Source organism: Dyadobacter chenhuakuii, from assembly GCF_023821985.2.
Taxonomy (GTDB): Bacteria; Bacteroidota; Bacteroidia; order Cytophagales; family Spirosomataceae; genus Dyadobacter; species Dyadobacter chenhuakuii.
In genome coordinates this window covers 274409-295910 of record NZ_CP098805.1, presented here as the reverse complement: position 1 = coordinate 295910, position 21502 = coordinate 274409, and the positions used below count along the sequence as shown (strand labels likewise).

At 44.7% G+C, this 21502-nt stretch carries 24 protein-coding genes; 14 read left to right on the top strand and 10 right to left on the bottom strand.

The genetic code is table 11. From position 1 onward, the window contains the following. Nucleotides 1-39 precede the first annotated feature (39 nt). The 3 genes from NFI80_RS01280 to NFI80_RS01270 are packed head-to-tail and all read left to right on the top strand — an operon-like array spanning nucleotide 40 to nucleotide 1573. Nucleotides 40-477, top strand: a complete 438-nt coding sequence (locus NFI80_RS01280) for a viral A-type inclusion protein (RefSeq protein ID WP_233796749.1) — start codon at nucleotides 40-42, stop codon at nucleotides 475-477. Nucleotides 478-537: 60 nt separating this feature from the next. Further along, the gene (locus tag NFI80_RS01275; protein WP_233796769.1) at nucleotides 538-1140 is read left to right on the top strand and encodes an SCO family protein; all 603 of its coding nucleotides are present in this window, start codon (nucleotides 538-540) and stop codon (nucleotides 1138-1140) included. Between the two features lie 19 nt (nucleotides 1141-1159). After that, a complete protein-coding gene (locus tag NFI80_RS01270; RefSeq protein WP_235164422.1) occupies nucleotides 1160-1573 on the top strand; it encodes a c-type cytochrome in 414 nt (137 codons plus the stop codon). On the opposite strand, the gene lptC is transcribed toward NFI80_RS01270, so the two are convergent. From lptC to NFI80_RS01255, 3 genes are read right to left on the bottom strand one after another with little or no spacing between them, the layout of a single operon-like run. After that, on the bottom strand, nucleotides 1570-2151 hold the full coding sequence (gene lptC, locus NFI80_RS01265; RefSeq protein ID WP_233796751.1) for an LPS export ABC transporter periplasmic protein LptC: 582 nt from the start codon (nucleotides 2149-2151) through the stop codon (nucleotides 1570-1572). The two genes, NFI80_RS01270 and lptC, sit on opposite strands and share 4 nt — an antisense overlap. 8 nt (nucleotides 2152-2159) lie before the next feature. Beyond that, nucleotides 2160-3479 carry a BamG family beta-barrel-assembly machinery protein gene (gene bamG, locus NFI80_RS01260; RefSeq protein ID WP_510185812.1) on the bottom strand — a complete coding sequence of 440 codons (1320 nt, stop codon included), beginning with the start codon at nucleotides 3477-3479 and terminating at the stop codon, nucleotides 2160-2162. Next, on the bottom strand, nucleotides 3463-4185 hold the full coding sequence (locus tag NFI80_RS01255; protein WP_235164420.1) for a type III pantothenate kinase: 723 nt from the start codon (nucleotides 4183-4185) through the stop codon (nucleotides 3463-3465). The genes bamG and NFI80_RS01255 overlap by 17 nt, the downstream gene beginning before the upstream one ends. 487 nt (nucleotides 4186-4672) lie before the next feature. On the opposite strand from NFI80_RS01255, the gene rho reads away from it, so the two are divergent. Together rho and NFI80_RS01245 are read left to right on the top strand one after the other, a co-directional pair. Next, on the top strand, nucleotides 4673-6508 hold the full coding sequence (rho, locus tag NFI80_RS01250; protein ID WP_235164419.1) for a transcription termination factor Rho: 1836 nt from the start codon (nucleotides 4673-4675) through the stop codon (nucleotides 6506-6508). A 12-nt stretch (nucleotides 6509-6520) separates the two neighbouring features. Next, the gene (locus NFI80_RS01245) at nucleotides 6521-6775 is read left to right on the top strand and encodes a helix-hairpin-helix domain-containing protein (protein WP_233796755.1); all 255 of its coding nucleotides are present in this window, start codon (nucleotides 6521-6523) and stop codon (nucleotides 6773-6775) included. 99 nt (nucleotides 6776-6874) lie between these two features. Here the strand turns inward: NFI80_RS01245 and htpG are convergent, their stop codons facing one another. Further along, the gene (gene htpG / locus NFI80_RS01240) at nucleotides 6875-8713 is read right to left on the bottom strand and encodes a molecular chaperone HtpG (protein ID WP_235164418.1); all 1839 of its coding nucleotides are present in this window, start codon (nucleotides 8711-8713) and stop codon (nucleotides 6875-6877) included. Between the two features lie 308 nt (nucleotides 8714-9021). On the opposite strand from htpG, the gene NFI80_RS01235 reads away from it, so the two are divergent. Continuing rightward, nucleotides 9022-9507 carry a hypothetical protein gene (locus tag NFI80_RS01235; protein WP_229208269.1) on the top strand — a complete coding sequence of 162 codons (486 nt, stop codon included), beginning with the start codon at nucleotides 9022-9024 and terminating at the stop codon, nucleotides 9505-9507. A 61-nt stretch (nucleotides 9508-9568) separates the two neighbouring features. Here the strand turns inward: NFI80_RS01235 and NFI80_RS01230 are convergent, their stop codons facing one another. Beyond that, the gene (locus NFI80_RS01230; protein ID WP_235164417.1) at nucleotides 9569-10270 is read right to left on the bottom strand and encodes an MCP four helix bundle domain-containing protein; all 702 of its coding nucleotides are present in this window, start codon (nucleotides 10268-10270) and stop codon (nucleotides 9569-9571) included. Nucleotides 10271-10474: 204 nt separating this feature from the next. On the opposite strand from NFI80_RS01230, the gene NFI80_RS01225 reads away from it, so the two are divergent. Next, the gene (locus NFI80_RS01225; RefSeq protein WP_235164416.1) at nucleotides 10475-11209 is read left to right on the top strand and encodes a DUF6962 family protein; all 735 of its coding nucleotides are present in this window, start codon (nucleotides 10475-10477) and stop codon (nucleotides 11207-11209) included. 77 nt (nucleotides 11210-11286) lie between these two features. Here the strand turns inward: NFI80_RS01225 and NFI80_RS01220 are convergent, their stop codons facing one another. Beyond that, entirely contained in the window at nucleotides 11287-11922 is a 636-nt protein-coding gene (locus NFI80_RS01220; protein ID WP_026632219.1) for a peroxiredoxin, read from the bottom strand. Between the two features lie 168 nt (nucleotides 11923-12090). Here NFI80_RS01220 and NFI80_RS01215 point away from each other — a divergent pair, with 168 nt between their 5' ends. The 7 genes from NFI80_RS01215 (at nucleotide 12091) to NFI80_RS01185 (ending at nucleotide 17961) form a co-directional block, all read left to right on the top strand. After that, complete coding sequence (locus NFI80_RS01215; RefSeq protein WP_235164415.1) at nucleotides 12091-13245, top strand: cysteine desulfurase family protein; 1155 nt, start codon at nucleotides 12091-12093, stop codon at nucleotides 13243-13245. Continuing rightward, nucleotides 13242-14444 carry an XdhC family protein gene (locus NFI80_RS01210; protein ID WP_235164414.1) on the top strand — a complete coding sequence of 401 codons (1203 nt, stop codon included), beginning with the start codon at nucleotides 13242-13244 and terminating at the stop codon, nucleotides 14442-14444. Before NFI80_RS01215 ends, NFI80_RS01210 begins: the two co-directional genes overlap by 4 nt. 5 nt (nucleotides 14445-14449) lie before the next feature. Next, nucleotides 14450-15052 carry a nucleotidyltransferase family protein gene (locus NFI80_RS01205; protein WP_235164413.1) on the top strand — a complete coding sequence of 201 codons (603 nt, stop codon included), beginning with the start codon at nucleotides 14450-14452 and terminating at the stop codon, nucleotides 15050-15052. Nucleotides 15053-15156: 104 nt separating this feature from the next. After that, nucleotides 15157-15996: an ABC transporter ATP-binding protein gene (locus NFI80_RS01200; RefSeq protein WP_235164412.1), complete on the top strand. Its 840-nt coding sequence runs from the start codon at nucleotides 15157-15159 to the stop codon at nucleotides 15994-15996. A gap of 82 nt (nucleotides 15997-16078) precedes the next feature. Beyond that, the gene (locus tag NFI80_RS01195; RefSeq protein ID WP_235164411.1) at nucleotides 16079-16888 is read left to right on the top strand and encodes a hypothetical protein; all 810 of its coding nucleotides are present in this window, start codon (nucleotides 16079-16081) and stop codon (nucleotides 16886-16888) included. A gap of 11 nt (nucleotides 16889-16899) precedes the next feature. Beyond that, complete coding sequence (locus NFI80_RS01190) at nucleotides 16900-17280, top strand: GntR family transcriptional regulator (RefSeq protein WP_233796764.1); 381 nt, start codon at nucleotides 16900-16902, stop codon at nucleotides 17278-17280. Nucleotides 17281-17289: 9 nt separating this feature from the next. Next, nucleotides 17290-17961 carry a hypothetical protein gene (locus tag NFI80_RS01185; protein ID WP_235164410.1) on the top strand — a complete coding sequence of 224 codons (672 nt, stop codon included), beginning with the start codon at nucleotides 17290-17292 and terminating at the stop codon, nucleotides 17959-17961. Nucleotides 17962-18089: 128 nt separating this feature from the next. On the opposite strand, the gene NFI80_RS01180 is transcribed toward NFI80_RS01185, so the two are convergent. The 4 genes from NFI80_RS01180 to zwf form a co-directional block, all read right to left on the bottom strand. After that, nucleotides 18090-18929 (bottom strand): SPFH domain-containing protein, encoded by an 840-nt coding sequence (locus NFI80_RS01180; RefSeq protein WP_233796770.1) that lies wholly within the window; start codon nucleotides 18927-18929, stop codon nucleotides 18090-18092. Beyond that, nucleotides 18929-19105, bottom strand: coding sequence for a hypothetical protein (locus tag NFI80_RS01175; RefSeq protein ID WP_235164409.1), 177 nt, complete (start codon nucleotides 19103-19105; stop codon nucleotides 18929-18931). The genes NFI80_RS01180 and NFI80_RS01175 overlap by 1 nt, the downstream gene beginning before the upstream one ends. A 162-nt stretch (nucleotides 19106-19267) precedes the next feature. Continuing rightward, nucleotides 19268-19987: a 6-phosphogluconolactonase gene (gene pgl, locus NFI80_RS01170; protein ID WP_235164408.1), complete on the bottom strand. Its 720-nt coding sequence runs from the start codon at nucleotides 19985-19987 to the stop codon at nucleotides 19268-19270. Between the two features lie 3 nt (nucleotides 19988-19990). Then, a complete protein-coding gene (zwf, locus tag NFI80_RS01165; RefSeq protein ID WP_233796772.1) occupies nucleotides 19991-21499 on the bottom strand; it encodes a glucose-6-phosphate dehydrogenase in 1509 nt (502 codons plus the stop codon). Between the last annotated feature and the right edge of the window lie 3 nt (nucleotides 21500-21502).

The window sequence follows — 21502 nt, the reverse complement described above, 5'->3', positions numbered from 1 at the left end:
CAGCATTTTCAAATACAATAGATTTAACCTCCCAAACTCATGAAATACCCGATACTATCCGTGTTTGTTCTGGCCCTTTTGTCAGGATGCGGCAAAGAAGGCAAACAAGATAAGGCCTCCGAGCTGGAAGCAGAAGTGATGACGATTCACGACGAAGTGATGCCGCAAATGGACCAGATCATGACATTGAAATCAAAGTTATCCAAGAAAATACAGCATATGGATAGCTTGCAAAACGAAGGCATCAGCAGCAATACCATCGCCGAAGAACGCATGAAAGCTGTGGATCTGAATCAAAAACTAAATGAATCAGATAAGCTTATGATGAGCTGGATGCATGCTTACCGAGGTGATTCTGCCAAGAAATTAAAGCCTGAAAGTGCAATCCATTATTTCGAGAGCGAAAAGGAAAAGATTCTGCAAGTAAAACAGGTAACATTAAAGTCCATTCAGGAAGCGCAAACATTTTTGGAGTAACAGGTTATGAAACAAGGAAATAAGACCATTCATATATATACGTTCGTTTTCGCTGCATTCATGTTGGGCGTGCTTGGTTGCAAGGACGATAAGAAATTGCCGATTCTTGGAGAACGCGATGCGGTCAAGAAAATGGTTGACGGAAAGGAAGTGGTTGATACGGTTTATAATACTATTCCCGCATTTTCATTTGTTAACCAGGAAGGAGACACCGTTTCTGAAAAAATCGTGGAAGGCAAAATCTATGTTGCAGACTTTTTCTTCACAACCTGCCCTACCATTTGTCCTGTTATGAAGCGGCAAATGATAAAGGTTTACAATCAATACAAAGGCAATCCGCAGGTAATGATCCTGTCCCACTCTATCGATCCGGATCACGACACGCCCCAGGTTTTGAAGAAATTCGCAAGTGATTTGGGCATCGAAGGCAATCAATGGCAATTTCTGACTGGCAATAAAGAGAAGATTTTTGAGATTGGTCAGACAAACTATCTGGTTACGGCAAAAGAAGACAAGACGGCTGACGGCGGATACATTCACGGCGGGGCTTTTATCCTGATCGATAAGGACAAGCGGGTAAGAGGCATGTATGACGGCACAACAGAAGAAGGAACCCAGAAGCTCATTGCCGATATGAAGATCTTACTCGACGAATATAAATAGCCAGTCACCTCCCGTTTTGATGATCAAACCAGCGATTCTTCTTCTCTCAGTTATCTCCCTGTTTTCCTGCCAAAGTGCATCTGAGCTGAAAAGTGAGCAGTATTTTGTTGAAGGATATCAGCTATATACGACCTATTGTGCCAATTGCCATCAGGCAGACGGCAAGGGAATGGCTAACCTTTATCCCCCACTGGCAACGTCTGCCAGACTGAGCGATAAATCTGCCATTGCTTGCATTATCAGAAACGGGATGAAAGGCACTATTCTGGTTGACGGCAAAGAATTTAACAGACCCATGCCCGCCAATCCAAAATTGACTGAGATTGAAATTGCTGAGCTGGTCAGCTTTCTGGGTATGAAATGGGGTAAAGACAGCGTATATACACCTATTGAAACCGTACAAGCTGCATTAAAGGATTGCAAGGAATATTAAGGAGCGCCGCTGAATTTATAGATTCCGGTTGCCTTTCGAAATTTAATGCGTGTAAAGTCCTGCTCGGCATCCATTCCGATCGCATTGGTAACTTCCGAAGTTCGTTTGTTAATAACTGAAAGCGGTTTATCTGTAAAGACCTTACGCGTGCGTGGGCTCCAGTTGAGCTCAGTCGTGGTAAGCAACTCTTCCGTTTCCGACTTGACGACGCGCACATTTCCTTTTACAATATAAACGTCGGCTGCTTTATCATAATGCCCCGAGTCCGAGCGTAGGCGGGTAACTATCGTCCCTGTTGTATCATAAAAATTAATGTTGATCGTATCGGGAAAAACTTGTGCTTCGTTCTGATAAGCGAGGCGCTTTGGCGTTTTCATCACCACTTTCAGCTTTCCCTGCTCGCTGTATTTTACTTCAACATCATTGACAAGTTCGAGCGGGCCGGTATACAAGGCACCGACTTTGTTTTGTTTGCCTTCGCAGGCGGCCAGCATCCATACAGCCAGCACAATAAGATAAAAAGGAGATAAAAATTTATCTCCTTTTCGTATTTGCTTGAAGATCAATGCGATTCGCATGTCTGATTTTAGTCGATTTTTTGTTTAACAAACCATCTTTCCAGAAGCGTCACTCCCAGTACGACGCGCCCGTAACGCTCTCTGATCATCCCGCCGCCGGTGCTTCCTCTTTGTCCTGCAACGAGTGCCACAGACAGAAAGTTCTGATAACCCCTACCCATCGGGAATGTAAAGCCAAGGCTTACATTGGTATCATTCACGTCACTATTTCCAATCGAATAGGGTGTTTTACCATAACTGAACCCAACGCGGTATCTTACCAGATCAAAATAATTCAGTGAGGTAAATCTTGGCAGGTATTCTGCCCCCACGTTAATGCGGCCCACATCCTTCAAACCGTCATTGGCGTTTGTAAAGCTTCTGTATTGTGACCATTGCTGGTAGCTGAAATCCGCAGAAAGGATCAATTTGAACGGCCATTCCAAACTTCCGCCAACCAGCAGCTGGTTAGGCGTTTTAATCCCGCCGCCCATCAAATTCTGAAGCGTGTCAGGACTGATCACGTTAAGCGCGTTGGCAGTAACCTCAAAAGTGGTGGTTTGGTCCGCATTGATCGTTGTTCCAATGCTGTAAGAAGCACCAAGATTAAGGTTCAGCTTATTTTCCTTCTTAATGGGGATTCTTAACGCAGCACCCGCCCGAAACGCAATATCCGAATAAGTTGTGCGGTCATTTAAGCTAACCACATATTCATTGGAAAGATCGTCGCCGCGTTCAATTGCAGCCCTGTCAACCAGGGAAACCTCTGTGGCCTTACGCACATTCCCGAAAAAATAGGAAGTTTCAAGACCAAGGCTTAAATATTTTGTAACCTGGTAAGCTGTTGTGACCGAAGCCTTGTTAATGCCTCCCTTTCCGGTAGTATTGTAAATTCCTACAAACTGGGTTCCCGGAACATTGCGTATCGAAGCATTGCTGTAATCTACAAACGTGTACGGTTTAAGGCTTACACCCAGCACCCAACGCGGGCTGATCGGAAAAGCCAGCGAAACATAAGCAAGATTACCGCCTGTGTTTGTTTGTTTGTTTGCTCCCGAAGCAACATCCTTATACTGCCCGACCAGGCCAATATCCAGGGTTGTAAACCTGTTACGCACCCAAAGGGCTGGATTAAGATTATTGATCTGAAACCCGGTTCCCGTGCTAACACCGGATTGACCCATTCCTGTATTATCAGAATAAGCATCGCCATAAAACTCTCCCATTCCCAATGAAGAGTATGGAGAATTGCCCAAGCCTTGTGCCCTTAGCGCCGTATTGAGGTATGTACAATTCCAAATGAGTGCAATTGCAAATGTGAGTATTCTGAATCTACTGTAACGAGACATTATATGTTAAAATTCTGTTCAATCCTATTAAAACCAATTCCGGCACCGCAAAGATGGGTGGTTTCAGGCTACTTTCAAAAAAAGCAGCATCACCTCCACATAATAGTACGCGCAAATCCGGCGATTTGTGCCGATACCTTTCAATTATTCCATGCATTTCTGCAAGAACACCATTCATTACGCCACTTTGCATAGCGCTGTGCGTACTTTTTCCAATCAATTCCGGATCTGAATCCGGTTCGACCAGCGGAAGTCGCTTAGTAAACGAATGCATTGCATTAAATCGCATTCTCACCCCGGGGGAAATCAGCCCGCCCTGAAATACCGCGTTTTTATCAATCAGATCATATGTAATGCAAGTGCCCATGTCAATAACAACCAAATCTTCCCCTGGATACAAGAAATTGGCACCGGTGGAGGCGGCAATCCGGTCGGCACCCAGGGTTTGCGGCGTGTCGTAATTTTTTTTGATAGGCAATGGCGTGCCGGGTGTTAAGTCAAATATTGTCAGTGACTTTCCCAGCGCATCTTCAAAGTCGGCGGCCGTGTGACTTACAGATGAAAACAAGATATTTTCCGGAGCCTGCGCCAGCACTGCTTCGATCAGTTCCGTAAATGTAAGGCGCGTCGTATAGCGTATCAGTTTATCGTTTTCAAACCATCCGACCTTCGAATAAGTGTTTCCCGAATCAATGACAATGTTCATAATTTTGCAAAAGTCCTACATTTGAGGCACAAAAACTAGCGCTGTCAAAACTGTTGGCGCATGTTTTGTGCATTCATTATCAGCACTTAATGTCAGTGTTTCGTAGATAGAAAGCTTGAAATGTTTATTTTTTTGTATTAAATGGGTTTTTGCTTTGATGTCAAAAATATTTTTTTTACCTTCGTCGCTATAAGTCCAGTATCGACTTTTAAATCCAATTCCATCTCACGATAACTCTCAACGTTGTCGAGGTTTTAAAATCTTGCCGATTTACTGTCTTTACTTCCTTTATTTAATTGCCAACTTTCAGAGTATATCTAATAAAGTTTTTCAAGTTGTAGAGTCGTCACCCGGACTTTTACAAAAGATATTTTTAATATTAATGACCATCACGTCACTGCGAGATATGCTTCTCGGCTTTTGTCCAAAAAAATTCAAAACCTTAATATCCATTCGGTAAAGTGCTACTTTACTTTCCCTTATCTGTATGCCTACAATTGATGAATTGAACATTAAGCTTTTATCAGAGCTTAAAGAAATAGCTGGCAACCTTGGTGTTGCTGATTACGCTAAACTCCCAAAAAAAGAACTTATCAACAGAATCCTGCTTAAACAGGAGCCTGCAACAGTTACAGAAGCTCCCGCAGCTGCTGAGCCTGTTAACAATATAACCCCGGCAGCTCCCGCAGCACAACCGGCTTTGGAATCGGATGGTTATGATGCCGATGAACCAAAGAAAAAACGGGCAAGAAGGCCATCTGACGCCCCTTCGGATACTATGAAACCGGCAAACAACAGATCGGCAAGGATGAAAAAAGACAATGCGTCGCCTTCACCTGCTCCCCTATTTGACACTTCCCTGAGAAATCAGCGCCCTGAAAATAATGAAAGGCCCAAGAATCTGGACATTCGTGAAGAAGCCGATTCGGATAATGATACATTAAATGATCTGGGCAAAGAAGAAGTAACCAACCAGCCGGAAGCTGCTGCGCCTGCAACAGAAGAAGTGGTTCAGGAAAAAACAGAAACCAGCCCGGAAGAGAATACACCTGCTGCAAAAGAAGAGAGACAGAGCCGCCAGCCAAATCAGCAGAATCAGCCTAACGATTCCAGCGAACGCCAGCCGCAACAACCGCAGCAGCCTGCGCACCGCGACGATCCATCGTCTAAAATCAAACGCAACTACAACAACTACGTAAGAGAGTTTGACGGATTGATCGTTAATGAGGGCGTTCTTGAGATTATGCAGGATGGCGGCTACGGCTTCCTGCGCTCAGCAGACTACAACTATCTGGCTAGCCCGGATGATATATATGTATCGCCTTCTCAGATTAAACTTTTCGGTCTGAAGACCGGTGATACGGTTAAAGGACAGATTCGCCCGCCGAAAGAAGGTGAAAAATACTTTGCATTGCTCCGTGTTGAGACTGTGAATGGTAAAACAACTGAGGAAATCAGGGACCGTATTCCTTTCGAATATCTTACGCCTCTTTTTCCGGATGAATGTCTGAAGCTGAGCTCACGTCCGGATCAATATTCAACAAGGATACTGGATCTTTTCGCTCCTATCGGAAAAGGACAGCGTGGAATGATCGTTGCGCAGCCAAAAACGGGTAAAACTGTTTTGCTGAAAGAAATTGCGAATGCCATCACGCGTAACCACCCTGAGGTGTTTCTTTTGATCCTTTTGATCGACGAACGTCCGGAAGAGGTTACTGATATGCAGCGCAGTGTAAGAGCTGAGGTGATTGCATCTACATTTGATGAGCAGGCAGACCGTCACGTAAAAGTGGCCAGCATTGTTTTGGAAAAAGCCAAAAGAATGGTTGAATGCGGCCATGATGTTGTGATTCTGCTGGATTCCATCACGCGTCTTGCACGTGCGTATAACACGGTGGTTCCTTCATCCGGTAAGATCCTTTCGGGTGGTGTGGATGCCAATGCGTTGCACAAGCCAAAAAGATTTTTCGGAGCGGCCAGAAATGTAGAACACGGTGGATCGCTGACCATTATTGCCACTGCATTGATCGATACAGGTTCTAAAATGGACGAAGTTATCTTTGAAGAATTCAAAGGAACGGGTAACATGGAATTGCAGCTGGACCGCAAGCTTTCCAACAAGCGTGTATTCCCTGCTATTGATGTTATGGCTTCCGGAACGCGACGCGAGGATCTACTTCTGGATAAAGAAACACTGAAAAAAGTGTGGATCCTCCGAAAACACATGTCGGATATGAATGCAATGGAATCCATGGACTTCCTGCTTGAACATATGAAGGGCACAAGAAGCAATGAAGAATTCCTGATCTCTATGAACCGCTAAGCAATCCGGCCCATGGAAGATTTGAAGATTATAGAAGGCATCGGCCCCAAGATTGAAGAATTGCTCAATCGGGAAGGCATTCATACCATTGAACAGCTCGCCGACACTTCCATTATCAGGTTAGCAGCCGTTTTGAAAAAAGCAGGACCCAGGTTTCAGATCCAAAATCCTACATCCTGGCCAAAACAAGCATTGCTGGCCAAAGACCAGAAATGGGACGAGTTAGAAGAACTGAAAAGGTTGATCATGTCAAATAAAGAATTCTGACACCATATAGAAGCTGAAAAGCCCGCCTACTGCGAAGTAAGCGGGCTTTTTTTTTGTCTTACCAAGCCTTTTTGCGGACTTGGTAAGATTGATGACAGTCTACAAAGTCGAAACTGTGCGTTGAATGAACTGCGTAAGATCGCTTCCTGAAAGCAGACCTTGTGAAAGCAATGCGAGGTCAAAAACCTGTTTTGCCAAAGTCTTTTGGGCTTCTTCGTTTTCAGCTTGCAGCACGCGGCTGATCACCGGGTGATTAGCATTCAATGAAACTGTATACATCAAAGGCATATCGCCAAACATAGAACGCTGTCCGGAAGTAGCCTGCATATCAGTCATACGGCGCATAAATTCGGGAAAAGTTATCACCACTGGCAGCTCGTCCACCGGCATGGCCTCTACCTGAACATGCGCACTTTTGCTTCCTGCTACATCTTCAAAAATCTTTTTGACTTTATCCTGATCATCGCTGGAAAGAATGCTTTCCAAAGTCACATCTTTCTCAACAAGTTTGTCAAGCGTATCGGCATCCACGCGTTTCACATTCACTTTTTCAAGTTTCTGTTCAAGCGTATTGATAAAGTGCGAATCAATGATTGTCGTAAATGTCAGCACGTCATAGCTGCGCTTTTTCGCAGACTGGATGAATGCATCCTGCTTTTTCTCGTCGGTCGTATAAAGCCATACTTGCGTGTCGTTCTTATCAGTCTGGTTGCCTTTTACGTGCTCGCGGTATTCCTCGAAAGTAAAGAACTTGCCTTCTGTATTTTTTACCAGACAGAAATCCTTGGCTTTTTCATAGAACTTATCATCGCTGATAATTCCGTATTTTACAAAAAGACCGATATCGTCAAATTTTTTCTCGAAACCTTCGCGGTCATTTTTGAAAATCTCTGACAGTTTATCAGCCACTTTACGCGTGATATAACCATTGATTTTCTTCACATTACCATCGGCTTGCAGGTAACTTCTTGAAACGTTCAAAGGAATATCCGGCGAGTCTATCACCCCGTGCAGCAGTTGAAGGAAATCCGGAACAATGTCTTTTACCTCATCGGTAATAAAGACCTGGCGGCTGTAAAGCTGGATTTTTTCTCGCTGACCCTGGAAATCGTTTTTAAGTTTTGGAAAATACAAAACGCCCGTCAGATTGAAGGGATAATCCACATTCAAATGGATCCAGAAAAGCGGATCTTCGCTGAACGGATAAAGCTCTTTGTAGAAGGCCAGATAATCCTCATCTTTCAGATCAGACGGATTTTTCGTCCAGATCGGGTTTGGATTATTGATGATCTTTTCTTCAAATTCGATCTCGATTGGCAGGAACTTACCATATTTTTCTAGAATGCCACGCAGACGGTGCTCATCGAGGAATTCCTCGGAATCAGCGGCAATGTGCAGGATAATGTCCGAACCGCGCTCTGCTTTTTCAGCCGGGCCCAGTTCAAATTCCGTAGAACCGTCACATTCCCAGCGAACCGCTTCGGAGCCTTCTTTGTAAGATTTTGTAATGATCTCTACGTTTTCTGCAACCATATAGGCCGAGTAAAAACCAAGACCGAAGTGTCCGATAATGCCTTTGTCACCTTTTCCGTCCTCGCCTTTGTCTTTGTATTTTTCTACAAACTCAGTGGCGCCGGAAAATGCGATCTGGTTAATATATTTTTTGATCTCATCGGCAGTCATACCAATCCCATTATCGCTGATGGTAATTGTTTTAGCCTCCTTATCAAGCTTTACAACAACTTTCAGCTCACCCAGCTCGCCATTGAACTCGCCATAGGAGGCCAGTTTTTTGATTTTCTGAGAAGCGTCTACTGCATTGGATACTAATTCACGTAAGAAGATTTCGTGGTCCGAATAAAGGAATTTTTTGATAATCGGAAATATGTTCTCGGTATGAATGCTGAGGTTTCCTTTTTCCTGAATCACTGATTCCATAGTTATGCCGTTTTTGTTTATAATATTGAAGAAATTGTTTTTTCTGCTCTGCAATACCGAATCCAAATATGCGTTCCAAATACAATTAAATCGCAGGTCGGCTGACAGATTGTCAGGATTGCTGAAATCAACCTCATTAATCAATCGGTTGGTAACTGACTAGCTTTTTTGTTAATATTGCGAACTGTAACCAACTCAACTAAAATTATTCAAACAGTTCATTCAGAACACCAATTAGTAACATGAATCTTATTAAAAAACTCTTCGCAGGCGTATTCTTATTGAGCGCAGTATCAGCTTGCACCACAATGAATTCCGTCCCTCTCTCTAATTATACCGTGTTTACGGAAGATCTTCGCCGCGACCTGGAAGCAGCCAACATTGAAATTGCCAAGGTTCAGTTTTTCAACGACAAGGCAATCAACATTCGCCGTGAAGTTTCTGATCCTAATGACATTAAAGTAAACCCGGAAGGGCAGATCACCATGAGCAACGGTAAGAGCATTCAGACCATCAATGTGCTGCCCTTTACGCCAGGTGTAGCTTTGAGCTCAGACAACGGTGTTATTCATGTTTCCTGGGACGATACCCAGCAAGATACCAAGGGGATGAAGTTTAATTTGAGCGGCCAGAATTATTTCCTGGATGTACTGCCCAACAATAAGTTTGATTATAAAGAAAGGACATTCGATCTGCAAGGCGGAAATGGCGCCCGGTTGTTCGTAAAGAAAGATCTTTTGAAGCAGGTTAAAAATTCAAGAGAAACACTGAAAGGCCGTAAAGTTGGTCAGTAAGAAATCAAGATAAACGAAGAAAGGTCAGGAAATCCTGACCTTTCTTTGTTTATAGCCTTCATTAGTTAAGATTAAAATACTGGTTTTTCTGTCCCGAAATTTTGGGCTTGTTAACAATAGACGAGTTCTGGATCAGCACCAGCAACATAAGCCCGATAACAACGGCGAGCGCGATTTGCAGAAATGAAATAATGCCAAAGCTGGCAATGTCACTTTTAGATTCCTTCATCAGATCCTTTCCAATGCTGGACTGAATGTTTGTCAGCTCGTTGAGATTGGTAATGGTGTTTTTGAAAGTGTTTGCTCCAACGCCAGCGAAAAGTCGCTTACCTTCCTCCTGGGCGCCTGCATTATACAAGCCAAGAATAGACTTTTCAAGGGCCGTGTATCTGTGCACCTCGTTCTTAAATGCAGTCAGACTTCTAGCCTCTTCATCAACCAGATATGTCTGCTCGAAAGCTTTGATCAGCGAGTCAATGTTCTTGTTGTGCGTGCTTAACTGCGCGCGGATCTCGTTTTTATTTCCTGTCCCGTTGGTCAGTAAATATTCTTCCAGGGAAAGCCGCTTTCCATACAGGTTTTCTGTCAGATAAATGATCGTTGTTGCAGGGATCAGCCGGTCCTGGTAAATGGATGAAAAGGACTTGTCAATCCCGTCCATATTGCGCCTGGACAGCAATGTGGCCAATATGATAAGTGCCATAATGCCTCCAAGAAGCATTGCAGCTTTCAGTTTTTGTTGAATTACAAAAGACCATTTCATGAAATAGCATTTAAAATTGTAAATACCGCGATCCGTATCCAGCATTAAAAAAATGCTAAAACTCCTCTGTATTATAACGTTTTATTCACTACAAATATATCGTCAATATAACTAATAATAAGAGATAAACCGGGAAATGTGCATTCATTCCAGAATCGTGGTATAATTTTGTTAGATTGATTATTTTAAAACACTCAGCCGTTCATGAATGAAGTTGCCATTGATTTCAGTAAGGTTCATCAGATCCAGGTTTTTGGAATTACCATTTTAGAACCTTCCACTGTAATCTCCAGTCTGATGATGACTGTGATCTGCATATATGCATTTGTCCACCTCGGGAAATTGGGAAGGGCCCACAGGATGTACAAACAAATCCAGTATTTTTTCTTTTTCATGGGCATTGCCACTGCGATCGGCGGTGTGCTAGGGCATGGATTTCTGTATTTAACGGGTCAGCCTGGCAAAATTCCCGGCTGGTTCGCCAGCATGATTGCCGTAGCGCTCTTTGAACGCGCAGCGATCTGGCACATCAAACCTCTGCTCCAAAAGCGCAGCGGCTTGATCCTGGGCTGGTTGAACTATGTAGAGCTGGCCGTGTTTTTTGCACTGACCTTCATCACCCTGAACTTTGTCGTTGTTGAAATTCACGCATTTTACGGTCTTTTCCTGATGCTATTTCTGATTGAGATTTATGTTTACAGACAGCGTAAAGATCCGGGAAGCATTAATATATTCATTGCAACAGCATTAGGCGCTGTTTCTGCCGGCTTGCATGCACTCAAGTTCAGTTTCGGGCCGTGGTTTAATTACAATGACATCAGCCACATCAGCATGGGCGCATCCATCTGGTTTTATTACCAGGGAGCAAGGCATATGATCTATTATGGAGAAGAAATGATCAAGCCCGAAGAAATACTTGAAAGCGAGAACGAAAGCTAATTTTAATAACAGCATTTGATAACAAAAAAATAGGATGCCGCTTGATGCGACATCCTATTTTTTTGAGCCAGGCTCACTTATTTATTTGGCTGCGGCGTATAACGCAGGTAAGGCTTGACAATGTTGAGACCTTTGGTAAATTTCTTTTCGGCATCCTCTGTGCTCACAGCCGGAACCACGATCACATCATCTCCATCTTTCCAGTCGGCAGGCGTTGCAACACTGTAATTGGCAGTGAGTTGAAGTGAGTCAACGACGCGCAAAATTTCATTGAAATTACGGCCTGTGGACGCCGGGTAAGTCAATGTAAGCTTGATTTTCTTATCAGGACCGATAATAAAAACAGATCTAACCGTAGATTTCTCGCTTGCATTGGGGTGGATCATATCGTAGAGTTCGGCAACCTTGCGGCCCTCATCGGCAATGATCGGAAAATTGACCTCTGTATTGTTAACCTCGTTAATATCGGGAATCCAGCGATTGTGTGAATCAATGTCGTCAACGCTCACGGCAAGCACTTTTACATTACGTTTTTGAAATTCACCTTGCAAAAGAGCCGTCTTGCCAAGTTCTGTGGTGCAAACCGGCGTAAAGTCAGCCGGGTGAGAGAATAGCAATCCCCAGCTATCTCCTAACCATTCGTGAAACTTAATCTGGCCTTGTGTGGTGTTTGCCTCAAAATCAGGGGCAATATCTCCTAGTCGAAGTGACATGATGTATGATGATTTAAGTGGACGATATAATCTATTAATATGATAGAGTTAACGCAAATTTAAATAATAAGTTTCAAAAAAGTGTTTCTCAGTTTGGGATGGTTTTTGTTTAATTTGAACTATAAACAAGGTTTTTGTTTTCTCCAATAAAGATTCACTGCTGTTGCCATGACCTTAAAATTGCCTGTTTACCTGGATAATAATGCAACCACTCCGATGGACCCGGCGGTTTTGGAGGAAATGCTTCCTTATTTCTCGGAAAAATTTGGCAATGCAGCCAGCCGCACGCATTCCTATGGCTGGGAAGCAGAAGAAGCCGTAGATATTGCGCGTGAAAATATTGCCAGCGTCATAGGCGCACATCCGCAGGAAATCGTTTTTACATCGGGCGCAACAGAAGCCGCCAACCTGGCTATAAAGGGTGTCTGGGAAAATAATCCTGATCAAAAAGGCCATATTATTACCGTGGTAAGCGAGCACAAAGCCGTGCTGGACACCTGCAAATACATTGAGCGTAAAGGCGGCTCGGTTACTTATCTGGAAATTCAGCCCAATGGTCTGGTTGACTTAAATGATCTCGAAAAAGCCATTACGGCCCAAACGCTGCTGATCGCTGTCATGTATGCCAACAATGAAACGGGCGTCATTCAGCCGATTAAAGCAATCAGCGCGATAGCCAAAGCGCATGGCGTTATCTTTTTTACGGATGCCACGCAGGCAGTTGGTAAAATTCCAGTGGACGTCCAGGAAGATGACATTGATCTGCTGGCTTTCAGCGCCCACAAATTGTACGGACCCAAGGGAGTCGGCGCCCTTTATGTACGCAAGAAAAACCCCACCGTTACACTCACTGCACAGATCGAGGGTGGCGGCCATGAGCGCAATATGCGCAGCGGCACCCTTAATGTGCCCGGCGTTGTGGCTTTTGGCAAGGCATGTGAGATTTGTGGTGAAAAAATGGCATCCGAAAGTCTTCGGCTCCGCTCGCTACGCGATCATTTTGAAAAGCAGTTACTGGCATTGCAACATATCGATATTAATGCGGTCACCGCCCCGCGCCTGCCGCATGCAACCAACATTTCTTTCCATGATATTGATGGGGAAAAAATGATTTTTGAAGCCGGCAGCGACATTGCTTTTTCCAGAAGCTCGGCCTGCACATCGGCTACATTGGAACCGAGCTATGTACTGAAAGCGATGGGACTTTCCAATGAATTAATCCATAACACATTCCGGTTCAGCTTCGGAAGGTTTTCTACGGAACAGCAAGTAGATCATGCTGTTGCAGTAATTTCTAAAATAGTAAAAGAACACAGGGGGTGAAAGAAATTACGGACATTATTAGATCATACGAATCTGCTGTCAGTGCTGGCAAGAAAACAGCGCTGGCGACCGTCGTACATGTAGAAGGCTCCTCTTACCGGCGGCCCGGCGCGCGTATGCTCGTCACCGACGATGGTCAGCTTACGGGAGCCATCAGCGGCGGATGCCTGGAAGGAGACGCATTAAGAAAGGCACTGCTGGCAATTTCGCAGCAGAAGAACAAACTGGTAACCTACGATACCACAGACGATAACGACACAACACTTGGCGTTCAGCTGGGCTGCAATGGCATTGTTCACATCCTATTCGAACCCATCCACTCCGACGACGAGCTTAATCCAATCGCATTACTTAAAAAAGCGCTTGAAAAACGGCAGAATGCGGTGGTAATCACGCTGTTTTCACTTTATTCCCGCACGGCCATTCAGCCTGGAACCTGTTTTCTGGATCTGGAAACGGATCGCGTAACCATGGATAACCTTTCGCAACCTGCGCTCTTGGAGCAGTTGCTTCCTGAGGCAGCACTCGTCAAAGAGCGTCAGGAGTCGTTTTTTAAAGAACTTGATTTTGAAGGCCAAAAGCTGACGAGTTTCGTAGAATATCTGCGTCCGGCCCCGGCGCTGATCATCGCTGGCGCTGGAAATGACACCATTCCCCTTTCGGAAATGGCTGGTATTTTGGGTTGGAACGTAACTGTTGTCGACGGCCGGAACGGGCATGCAACCAGGCAGCGATTTCCCAAAGCCAGTCAGGTAATCGTAGCAAAGGCATCAGAAGTTTTATCGCATATTCAAGCAGATGCGCGGACGTTTTTTGTGTTAATGACCCATAATTACAATTACGATCTGGCGCTGCTCAAAGAGCTCATTGAGCTTGAAGAATGCATTTATATAGGCGCGTTAGGCCCGAAAAAGAAGCTGGAAAAAATGTTTGGCGATCTCAGAAAAGAGGGCATTGAAGTCACAGAACAGCAAAAGAGCAAAATTTTCGGTCCTGTCGGACTCGACGTTGGCGCTGAAACCTCTGAGGAAATAGCATTGTCGGTGCTTGCCGAGATTAAAGCTGTTTTAAATGGAAGAACAGGTATTTCCCTGCGTGAAAAGCCCGAGCCGATCCACAGCCGAACAGATCAAAAAGTGGACTATCGCAAATCCACACGGGAGGATTTTCTCTGCGAAATACAAACGAGTCAATCCTGAAATGTATGGCCGAGACGTCTGGTTACGGAATCATTATTCTTGCCGCCGGCAATTCCTCACGCCTGGGCAAGCCTAAGCAACTGCTCCGCTATCAGGACAAAACGCTGATCCGCCATGTCACCCAAGCCGCTATTGCCGCAAAAAGCACAAGCGTGACCGTAGTGACTGGCTCAAATGCTGATCTGATTGCAAAAGAGCTTGATTCGCTTCCCTGTCATGCAGTTTACAACCCAGACTGGGAATCGGGCATGGCCTCTTCCCTTGTCACCGGAGTTCAGCATCAAATGGCATCGCAGCCAGGCATTTCAGGCGTTATTTTCGCTGTCAGCGATCAACCTTTTGTTACTGTTGATCTGTTTAATGCTTTGATAGATAGAGCATTGGAAGGCAATGCAGGCATTGTCGCTTCTGCCTATGAGAACACTTTTGGAACGCCTGTTCTTTTTTCCAGCAAATATTTCCCTGCCCTTTTAAAGCTTAGCGGAACCGAAGGCGCTAAAAAGCTCATCACCAAATTTGCCAGCGACGTGACGCCAGTCCCCTTCCCTTCCGGCGGCATCGACATTGATACGCAGGCAGACTACCAAAAACTGCTGGGCAACAGCTAGAATCAATCGCATCTCAAAATATTTTTTGACAAAACCTTGCTTACTCATTTCAGATGTTTACTTTTACAGTGTACTACTTAACTAGAACACTAAACGATTCTGAAATGATCCAGCTAGACCGCGTAACATTTGGATATAGTAAGAAGAAAAAGCTGTTTGAGAATCTGTCGATTAACCTGGAAGCCGGGCACATTTACGGTTTGCTCGGCAGAAACGGCGCCGGCAAATCCAGCCTGCTCAGAAACATGGTCGGTTTGCTTTTTCCCCAGCAAGGCCATATCAATGTGGTGGGTTATGAGCCTAAAAAGCGTCTTCCGGCATTTTTGCAGGATGTCTTCTTTCTTCCCGAAGAGATTTACCTGCCCTCGGTAACGATCCGCAAATATCTTGATATGATCGCTCCGTTTTATCCTAAATTCGATGAAGGACAATTTGACGGCTACATTGCAGAAATGGACATTCCCATGGGTAACAAGCTGACTGACATGTCCTATGGCCAGCGGAAAAAGTTTCTCATTGCGTTTGCGCTCTCTGCCAACACCAAAGTTCTGATCATGGATGAGCCCACCAATGGCCTGGACATTCCCTCGAAAAGTCAGTTCCGCAAATTGGTCTCAATAAATGTTGATAAAAACAGGCTGTTTCTGATTTCAACCCACCAGGTTCGTGACCTGGATAATCTGATTGACTCGATAATTATCCTGGAAGACAGCAAGATACTCATCCAGCACAGCCTGGAAACAGTAGCCGAAAAACTGTGCTTTGGAACGCTTCCCAGCATCGATTACGACAACCGCGTGCTTTACTCCGAGCCATCGCTCAAAGGCTATAAAGCGGTTTTTGAAAATTCGGAGCTGGAAGAAAGCCGTGTGGACCTGGAATATCTCTTCAACGCTGTGCTGGGAAACCCCGAGCGGATCAGACAAATTTTCGGCAAACAATGACCAGGCTCCTTATAACGATGCTGTTGCTTTTGCTGGCAATGCTCACCCGATCCATTCTTCCTATCCTATCTGAACTAATGCTATGAACCAAACATTTGATATCCACCGTTTTGCGCTTGTCTTGAAGCTGGATCTGGTTGAAAGAGGCAAAAATTATTTGTTGATTGCCACGCTGCTGACAATTCTGCTGCTTTCGATGATGCTTCCTATCATTACGTCCAGCAAGCCCGTGGGAACCTATGAAGCCTTGCACTACATGGCCATGTTTATGGTAATGCTTTTTGCGAGCTCCTTTTACACGAGCAATGCAATGACGCATTATGCTTCGCTGCCGACTTCTATCAGCAGCCTGATGTTACCGGCCTCACATTTGGAGAAGTTTCTGAGCGCAATGTTTTTCAATTTGCTCTTTATCGTCAGTTTCCTTATCCTTTATTTCCAATTGCATTACAAGACGATTGATATTGCCAATGCCAAGCTGCCCTCGTGGGGATATAAATATCCTTACATCAAATTCGATCTGGCAGTTTATTTCTGCTTTGCCTATTTCATATTACACAGCATTTTACTTTTAGGATCCATCTATTTCTCAAAACGATCTTATGTCAAAACAGCTGCCTTCATTGTCGCTTCGGTAATCATTGTATTTACGATCCATCTCAGTATGGCGCATTATCTGACGCATTATCCATCGAAACTGAACACATTACCCTTCACCAGCTGGCAAATGTGGTATTTTAAGGATGGTAACTTCACCGTTTTTCGCGGCCTGAACACGTTTCATATCCAATTCCCTAATAACATATATCGCGCCATCCAGGCCTTTATTACATTGTTTATACTGAGCATTTGGTATATCGCTTATTTACGCCTTAAAGAGAAGGAAGTTTAATCCCCGCATTCATGGAATTTAAAGATAAACAGTCCATTTACCTGCAAATCGCCGACTACATCTGCGAGCAGATCTTACTGGGCAAATGGCCTCCTACTGAGCGCATTCCGTCGGTAAGGGAGCTGGGAGGCATGCTGGAAGTGAACCCAAACACGGTGATGCGGACGTATGATTTCTTGCAGAACAAAGAAATTATATTCAATAAAAGGGGCATCGGCTATTCGGTAAGCGAGGATGCGCAAGCGCGCGTATTGGCTTATAAAAAAGAACGTTTCCTCGAATCCGAGCTGCCGGAAGTTTTCAAAACGCTTTACCTGCTTAACATTAGTCTGGAAGAATTACAAACGCGTTATAACCAGTTCGTCACCGACAATTTCCCTGTCAATAACTAGCATAACCTTATGAAAGTCAGTAACATACTACTCATTATCGTGCTATCATTGTTTCTGAGCGCAATGGTTGCCTCCAACCTTGTTTTAAAAAAACAGTTTGATAAAATAGATAGAAAAGACCCCTACTCGGGCTACCTCACACATAGTTTGGAGCCATTTCACTATGTCAGATTACAAGGCGTCGGCTTTGGTGTAACCGAGGTGTCGCAGGGCAAAGATTTTGAGATCAAATTTGTAGTTGATCAAAAATTCATCGACTGGAAAGTTGTCAATGATACATTGACCGTCAATTATAAAAAAGGCTTTCCCGAAGGCGGCCAGTCGCCGCAGCAAATTGTGCATACATTGCCCTCCGTCTACATTTTCGTTCCGACATTGCAGGGTTTGGAGTCAAACACGATCAACTGCAAGATTAAGAACATGAAGCAGCAAAGCCTGGATATAAAACAGATCGGCGGCGCGATGGTCCTGCTGGAAAATCAGGTCGGTGATCTTCGTGCAGATTTTCTTTCAGGCGCTATCGTTACAGCTTATCGTGAAAATGACTTTGGTAAGAGTAAGATAACAGTCCGGGATAGCAGCACTTTCCAGGTCGATAGCAACATTTTCAAATCACTTGATCTGGCAGTCGGCGACAGCGCGCATGTAAAAATGCCTGGAAGCTTGTTGAAGAAGCTCTAATTTTTTCTATGTCTCCGGGTTGAAACCCGGAGCAATGGTTGGGTCGTGCCTGACGGCACTTGTGCTTGCAAGTGCCGTCAGGCACGACCCATCAACTGGCCCCAGATTTCAATCTGGGAAAAGAGGGATTATTTTATTCCAAGCATTAAACTGGTGCTGCCACCGGCGTTGGTGGTGGGCAGAACGCCGTTCCATTTGGAAACCCATTCCTGCTGGATCAGTAGTGGCGTCAACGTTTTCTGGCGTAATTGGTTGGCTTCCGCTTCGGCGCGGGCCTTTATCAATGTCGCTTTCGCCTGTCCTTCCGCGCGGGCAATGATTACTTTTGCTTCCGCTTCGGCCTGTTTTGCCATATTTTCAGCTTTCAGACGAGCCTGGATCGATGTGTTTTTTTCATCGATCATTTGTCGCAGCGATGGCGGTGGCGTGATGGCCGAAGTCAGCTGGTCATAAATAAAGCCATCTTTGCCCAGTGTCTTGGTAAGCACATTCTGAACGCGGTCCTCGAATGCTTCCCGGTTGGACATAACGCTATCCGAACTGAATGAATTGGCAACGATCCGGTATGCATCGTAGATTGTATTTTTCATAAATCCCTGCTGAATTTCACCTAACGGTCGTCTGTATTGGCGGTAAATCTGAGGCACTTTTTCAGGGTTAATATGGTAGTTCAATTTTGGGTCTACCTTAAATTCAGCCGCATCTTTCGTTGTTATTACAAAAGAATCATAATCCACGCTTTGAGTGAATGTCGGGAACTCTATGATCTTGGTAGTCCAGCTGTTGTACCAAACACGGCCTGTAACCAATGTGATGTTATCAACGCCTTTGTCGGTTCCATAAAGGTTTATGCGGATTCCGACATTTCCTGCGTCAATGTTTTCAAAAGTAAAAGGCTGGACAAAAAGCGCGATCACAGCCACAAAGAAACTTACCGAACCTATTATAATTTTTCTAGCCAGCGTCATTATATTTCAGAATTAAGTGAGCTTAAAAAACGATCAAGATCCCGGGCAAGCAAATAGACCGAGCTGCCAACAATGGCCAAACCGCTTAGTACAAGCACATCGGATTGTGAATTGACAAGCCGGAGCGAATAAGTGATGACGATAATGACCGCCAGGATTTTTAGTAAGTATTTCATGTGAGCGAGGTTTGTTTAAATAAATGTAGCATGAACAAATCCGGGCACATAATATTTTTATCCAGTGGTGACTTTGGAATGTTAAACGTATCAAAAAGCCACACAAGCAAAAGAGACGCACCGGTCAGATGCGTCTCTTTATGCGATGAATAAAGCTTAATCTCAGAGCATAGCAGCTGCCGCCTGATCAACAAACCAGTGCAATTGTCCCTTGGTAGGATTTATAATCTGGGATGGATAAAGATCAATATTAGGCTCACCTTTCAAAACATGCTTTAATGTTTCGGCCTTACCGGCTCCGGCTGCCAGAAATGCAACACAGGCCGCATTGTTAACGATTGGCGCTGTTAATGTAATTCTGAACATTTGTTGAGCGGGCAGATAAAATGCTTTAACCCAAGCATCTTCCTCATGAATCACCTCCGTGCCGGGAAACAGCGATAAGGTATGTCCATCATCACCCATGCCTAAAAGAACAAAGTCGAAAGTCGTTTCGGAGTCTTTAAAATACTGTTTCAGAACCTTTTCGTATTCAAGGGCAGCTTCTTGCGGTTCAATATCCGTGCGCATGATGTGAATGTGATCGCCATGAACCGGCACTTTATTGAGCAGTTCATCATAACACATTTTGGCATTATTGCGCGAGTCTTCAAAAGGAACCGCGCGTTCATCTCCCCAGAAAAAATGTACTTTTTGCCAGTCAATCGCCTCTTTATAAGGTGATTCGGCAAGCAATGCATACAGTTGCTTGGGCGTGCTGCCTCCGGATAAGACAAAAGTAAAGCGGTCTTGTTTAGACATCACTTCCTTGATGTAATCACTCAGCCAGGCGGCCAGATCATGACTAAGCCGCCCCGTATCGTTTGCAATGTGAATTTCCATATGTTAAGGAGCCGGTGGAAGGTTAATCCAGGTATGACCGTCGCGTGCTAGCAGTGCGTCGGCGCCATCTGGCCCCCACGAATCGGGAGCATAATTAGGAAAATCCTGCGGTGTTCTGCTCTCCCAGGTTTCCAGAATCGGCATGATAACTTTCCAGGCAGCATCCACCTGATCATTACGCATAAACAATGTTGCATCGCCCTCCATTACATCCAGAAGCAATGTTTCATAAGCCTCCGGCGCATGCTCACCCGCCACTGCGTCGTAATCAAATGTCATATCCACGGGATCCAGCGTCATGGTCTGACCAGGACGTTTCGCCTGGAAGCGAATGCTAATGTCCATATTAGGCTGAATACTGATAGTCAACCTGTTAGAACGCCATGTTTCGGCAGCCTCCGAAGGGAAGGCGTAATGTGGAGCAGGTTTGAACTGCAATGTAATGTGCGTGGCTTTTTGATTTAAAAACTTACCCGTACGCACATAAAAAGGAACGCCCTGCCAGCGCCAGTTATCAATATAGAATTTGGCAGCAGCAAAGGTATCAATGTTGGACTGGGGATTAACTCCTTCTTCCTGACGATATCCAACCACTTTTTCACCCTTTTTCCATCCGCCGGAATACTGGCCGCGGACAGCAAAATCGTGAACCTGTTCCTTGGTAATGCGACGGATCGCATTCAAAACGTCCACTTTTTTATTACGGATCTCATTGGCATCAAAAGAAACAGGCGGCTCCATGGCAATCATGCAAAGGATTTGCAGAATATGGTTTTGCACCATATCGCGCAATGCGCCCGCATGTTCAAAATAGCCTCCTCTGCCCTCCAATCCAACGCTTTCAGCAGCTGTGATCTGAATGTGATCAATGTAGTGACGGTTCCAAAGCGGCTCGAAAAGCGCATTGGCAAAGCGCAATGCCAGAATGTTCTGAACCGTTTCTTTTCCTAAATAATGGTCGATACGGAAAATTTGCTCCTCAGCAAACATGCTTGAAAGCAGCTCATTAAGCTCATGGGCACTTTCCAGATCATGTCCGAAAGGTTTTTCAACAACAATTCTTGTCGTGCCTTTTTCCGAGCATATCTTCAACGCGCCTAATTTCTGGGCAATTGAAGGAACAAGCTGAGGGGCAACGGCCAGGTAAAATATCACATTGGGATGAACGCCCCACTCCTCTTCTTTTTGTTTGACCAGATCCGTGATCAAATGGTAGGCAGCCGCATCGTCGCCATCCATTTGCAGATACGACACGTGCTCGGTAAACTCTGTCCAATGACCGTTTTGCTTTCCCTTGCGGCGCGAAAACTTGGTAACACCGTCTAATAAATGCTCGTGGTATTTTTCATTGGAATAAGCACTGCGGCCAATGCCCGCTATGGCAAACTTCTCGGGCATCCAGTTATCTAAGAATAGATTGTAGAGCGCGGGAGTAAGTTTTCTGTAATTAAGGTCCCCGCTTCCTCCGAAAATAAAGACTACTGAGGCAGGTGGACGTTTAGTGGTTTGCATAAA

Excerpts from the sequence above, each read along its gene's own strand:
- NFI80_RS01215 (WP_235164415.1), top strand. The coding sequence starts at position 12,091 with ATGACCTTAAAATTGCCTGTTTACCTGGATAATAATGCAACCACTCCG.
- NFI80_RS01205 (WP_235164413.1), top strand. The coding sequence starts at position 14,450 with ATGGCCGAGACGTCTGGTTACGGAATCATTATTCTTGCCGCCGGCAAT.
- NFI80_RS01200 (WP_235164412.1), top strand. The coding sequence starts at position 15,157 with ATGATCCAGCTAGACCGCGTAACATTTGGATATAGTAAGAAGAAAAAG.
- NFI80_RS01255 (WP_235164420.1), bottom strand. The coding sequence starts at position 4,185 with ATGAACATTGTCATTGATTCGGGAAACACTTATTCGAAGGTCGGATGG.
- rho (WP_235164419.1), top strand. The coding sequence starts at position 4,673 with ATGCCTACAATTGATGAATTGAACATTAAGCTTTTATCAGAGCTTAAA.
- NFI80_RS01190 (WP_233796764.1), top strand. The coding sequence starts at position 16,900 with ATGGAATTTAAAGATAAACAGTCCATTTACCTGCAAATCGCCGACTAC.
- NFI80_RS01220 (WP_026632219.1), bottom strand. The coding sequence starts at position 11,922 with ATGTCACTTCGACTAGGAGATATTGCCCCTGATTTTGAGGCAAACACC.
- NFI80_RS01175 (WP_235164409.1), bottom strand. The coding sequence starts at position 19,105 with ATGAAATACTTACTAAAAATCCTGGCGGTCATTATCGTCATCACTTAT.
- bamG (WP_510185812.1), bottom strand. The coding sequence starts at position 3,479 with ATGTCTCGTTACAGTAGATTCAGAATACTCACATTTGCAATTGCACTC.
- NFI80_RS01185 (WP_235164410.1), top strand. The coding sequence starts at position 17,290 with ATGAAAGTCAGTAACATACTACTCATTATCGTGCTATCATTGTTTCTG.
- NFI80_RS01270 (WP_235164422.1), top strand. The coding sequence starts at position 1,160 with ATGATCAAACCAGCGATTCTTCTTCTCTCAGTTATCTCCCTGTTTTCC.
- NFI80_RS01230 (WP_235164417.1), bottom strand. The coding sequence starts at position 10,270 with ATGAAATGGTCTTTTGTAATTCAACAAAAACTGAAAGCTGCAATGCTT.
- NFI80_RS01180 (WP_233796770.1), bottom strand. The coding sequence starts at position 18,929 with ATGACGCTGGCTAGAAAAATTATAATAGGTTCGGTAAGTTTCTTTGTG.
- NFI80_RS01195 (WP_235164411.1), top strand. The coding sequence starts at position 16,079 with ATGAACCAAACATTTGATATCCACCGTTTTGCGCTTGTCTTGAAGCTG.
- NFI80_RS01245 (WP_233796755.1), top strand. The coding sequence starts at position 6,521 with ATGGAAGATTTGAAGATTATAGAAGGCATCGGCCCCAAGATTGAAGAA.
- NFI80_RS01280 (WP_233796749.1), top strand. The coding sequence starts at position 40 with ATGAAATACCCGATACTATCCGTGTTTGTTCTGGCCCTTTTGTCAGGA.
- htpG (WP_235164418.1), bottom strand. The coding sequence starts at position 8,713 with ATGGAATCAGTGATTCAGGAAAAAGGAAACCTCAGCATTCATACCGAG.
- zwf (WP_233796772.1), bottom strand. The coding sequence starts at position 21,499 with ATGCAAACCACTAAACGTCCACCTGCCTCAGTAGTCTTTATTTTCGGA.
- lptC (WP_233796751.1), bottom strand. The coding sequence starts at position 2,151 with ATGCGAATCGCATTGATCTTCAAGCAAATACGAAAAGGAGATAAATTT.
- pgl (WP_235164408.1), bottom strand. The coding sequence starts at position 19,987 with ATGGAAATTCACATTGCAAACGATACGGGGCGGCTTAGTCATGATCTG.
- NFI80_RS01235 (WP_229208269.1), top strand. The coding sequence starts at position 9,022 with ATGAATTCCGTCCCTCTCTCTAATTATACCGTGTTTACGGAAGATCTT.
- NFI80_RS01275 (WP_233796769.1), top strand. The coding sequence starts at position 538 with ATGTTGGGCGTGCTTGGTTGCAAGGACGATAAGAAATTGCCGATTCTT.
- NFI80_RS01225 (WP_235164416.1), top strand. The coding sequence starts at position 10,475 with ATGAATGAAGTTGCCATTGATTTCAGTAAGGTTCATCAGATCCAGGTT.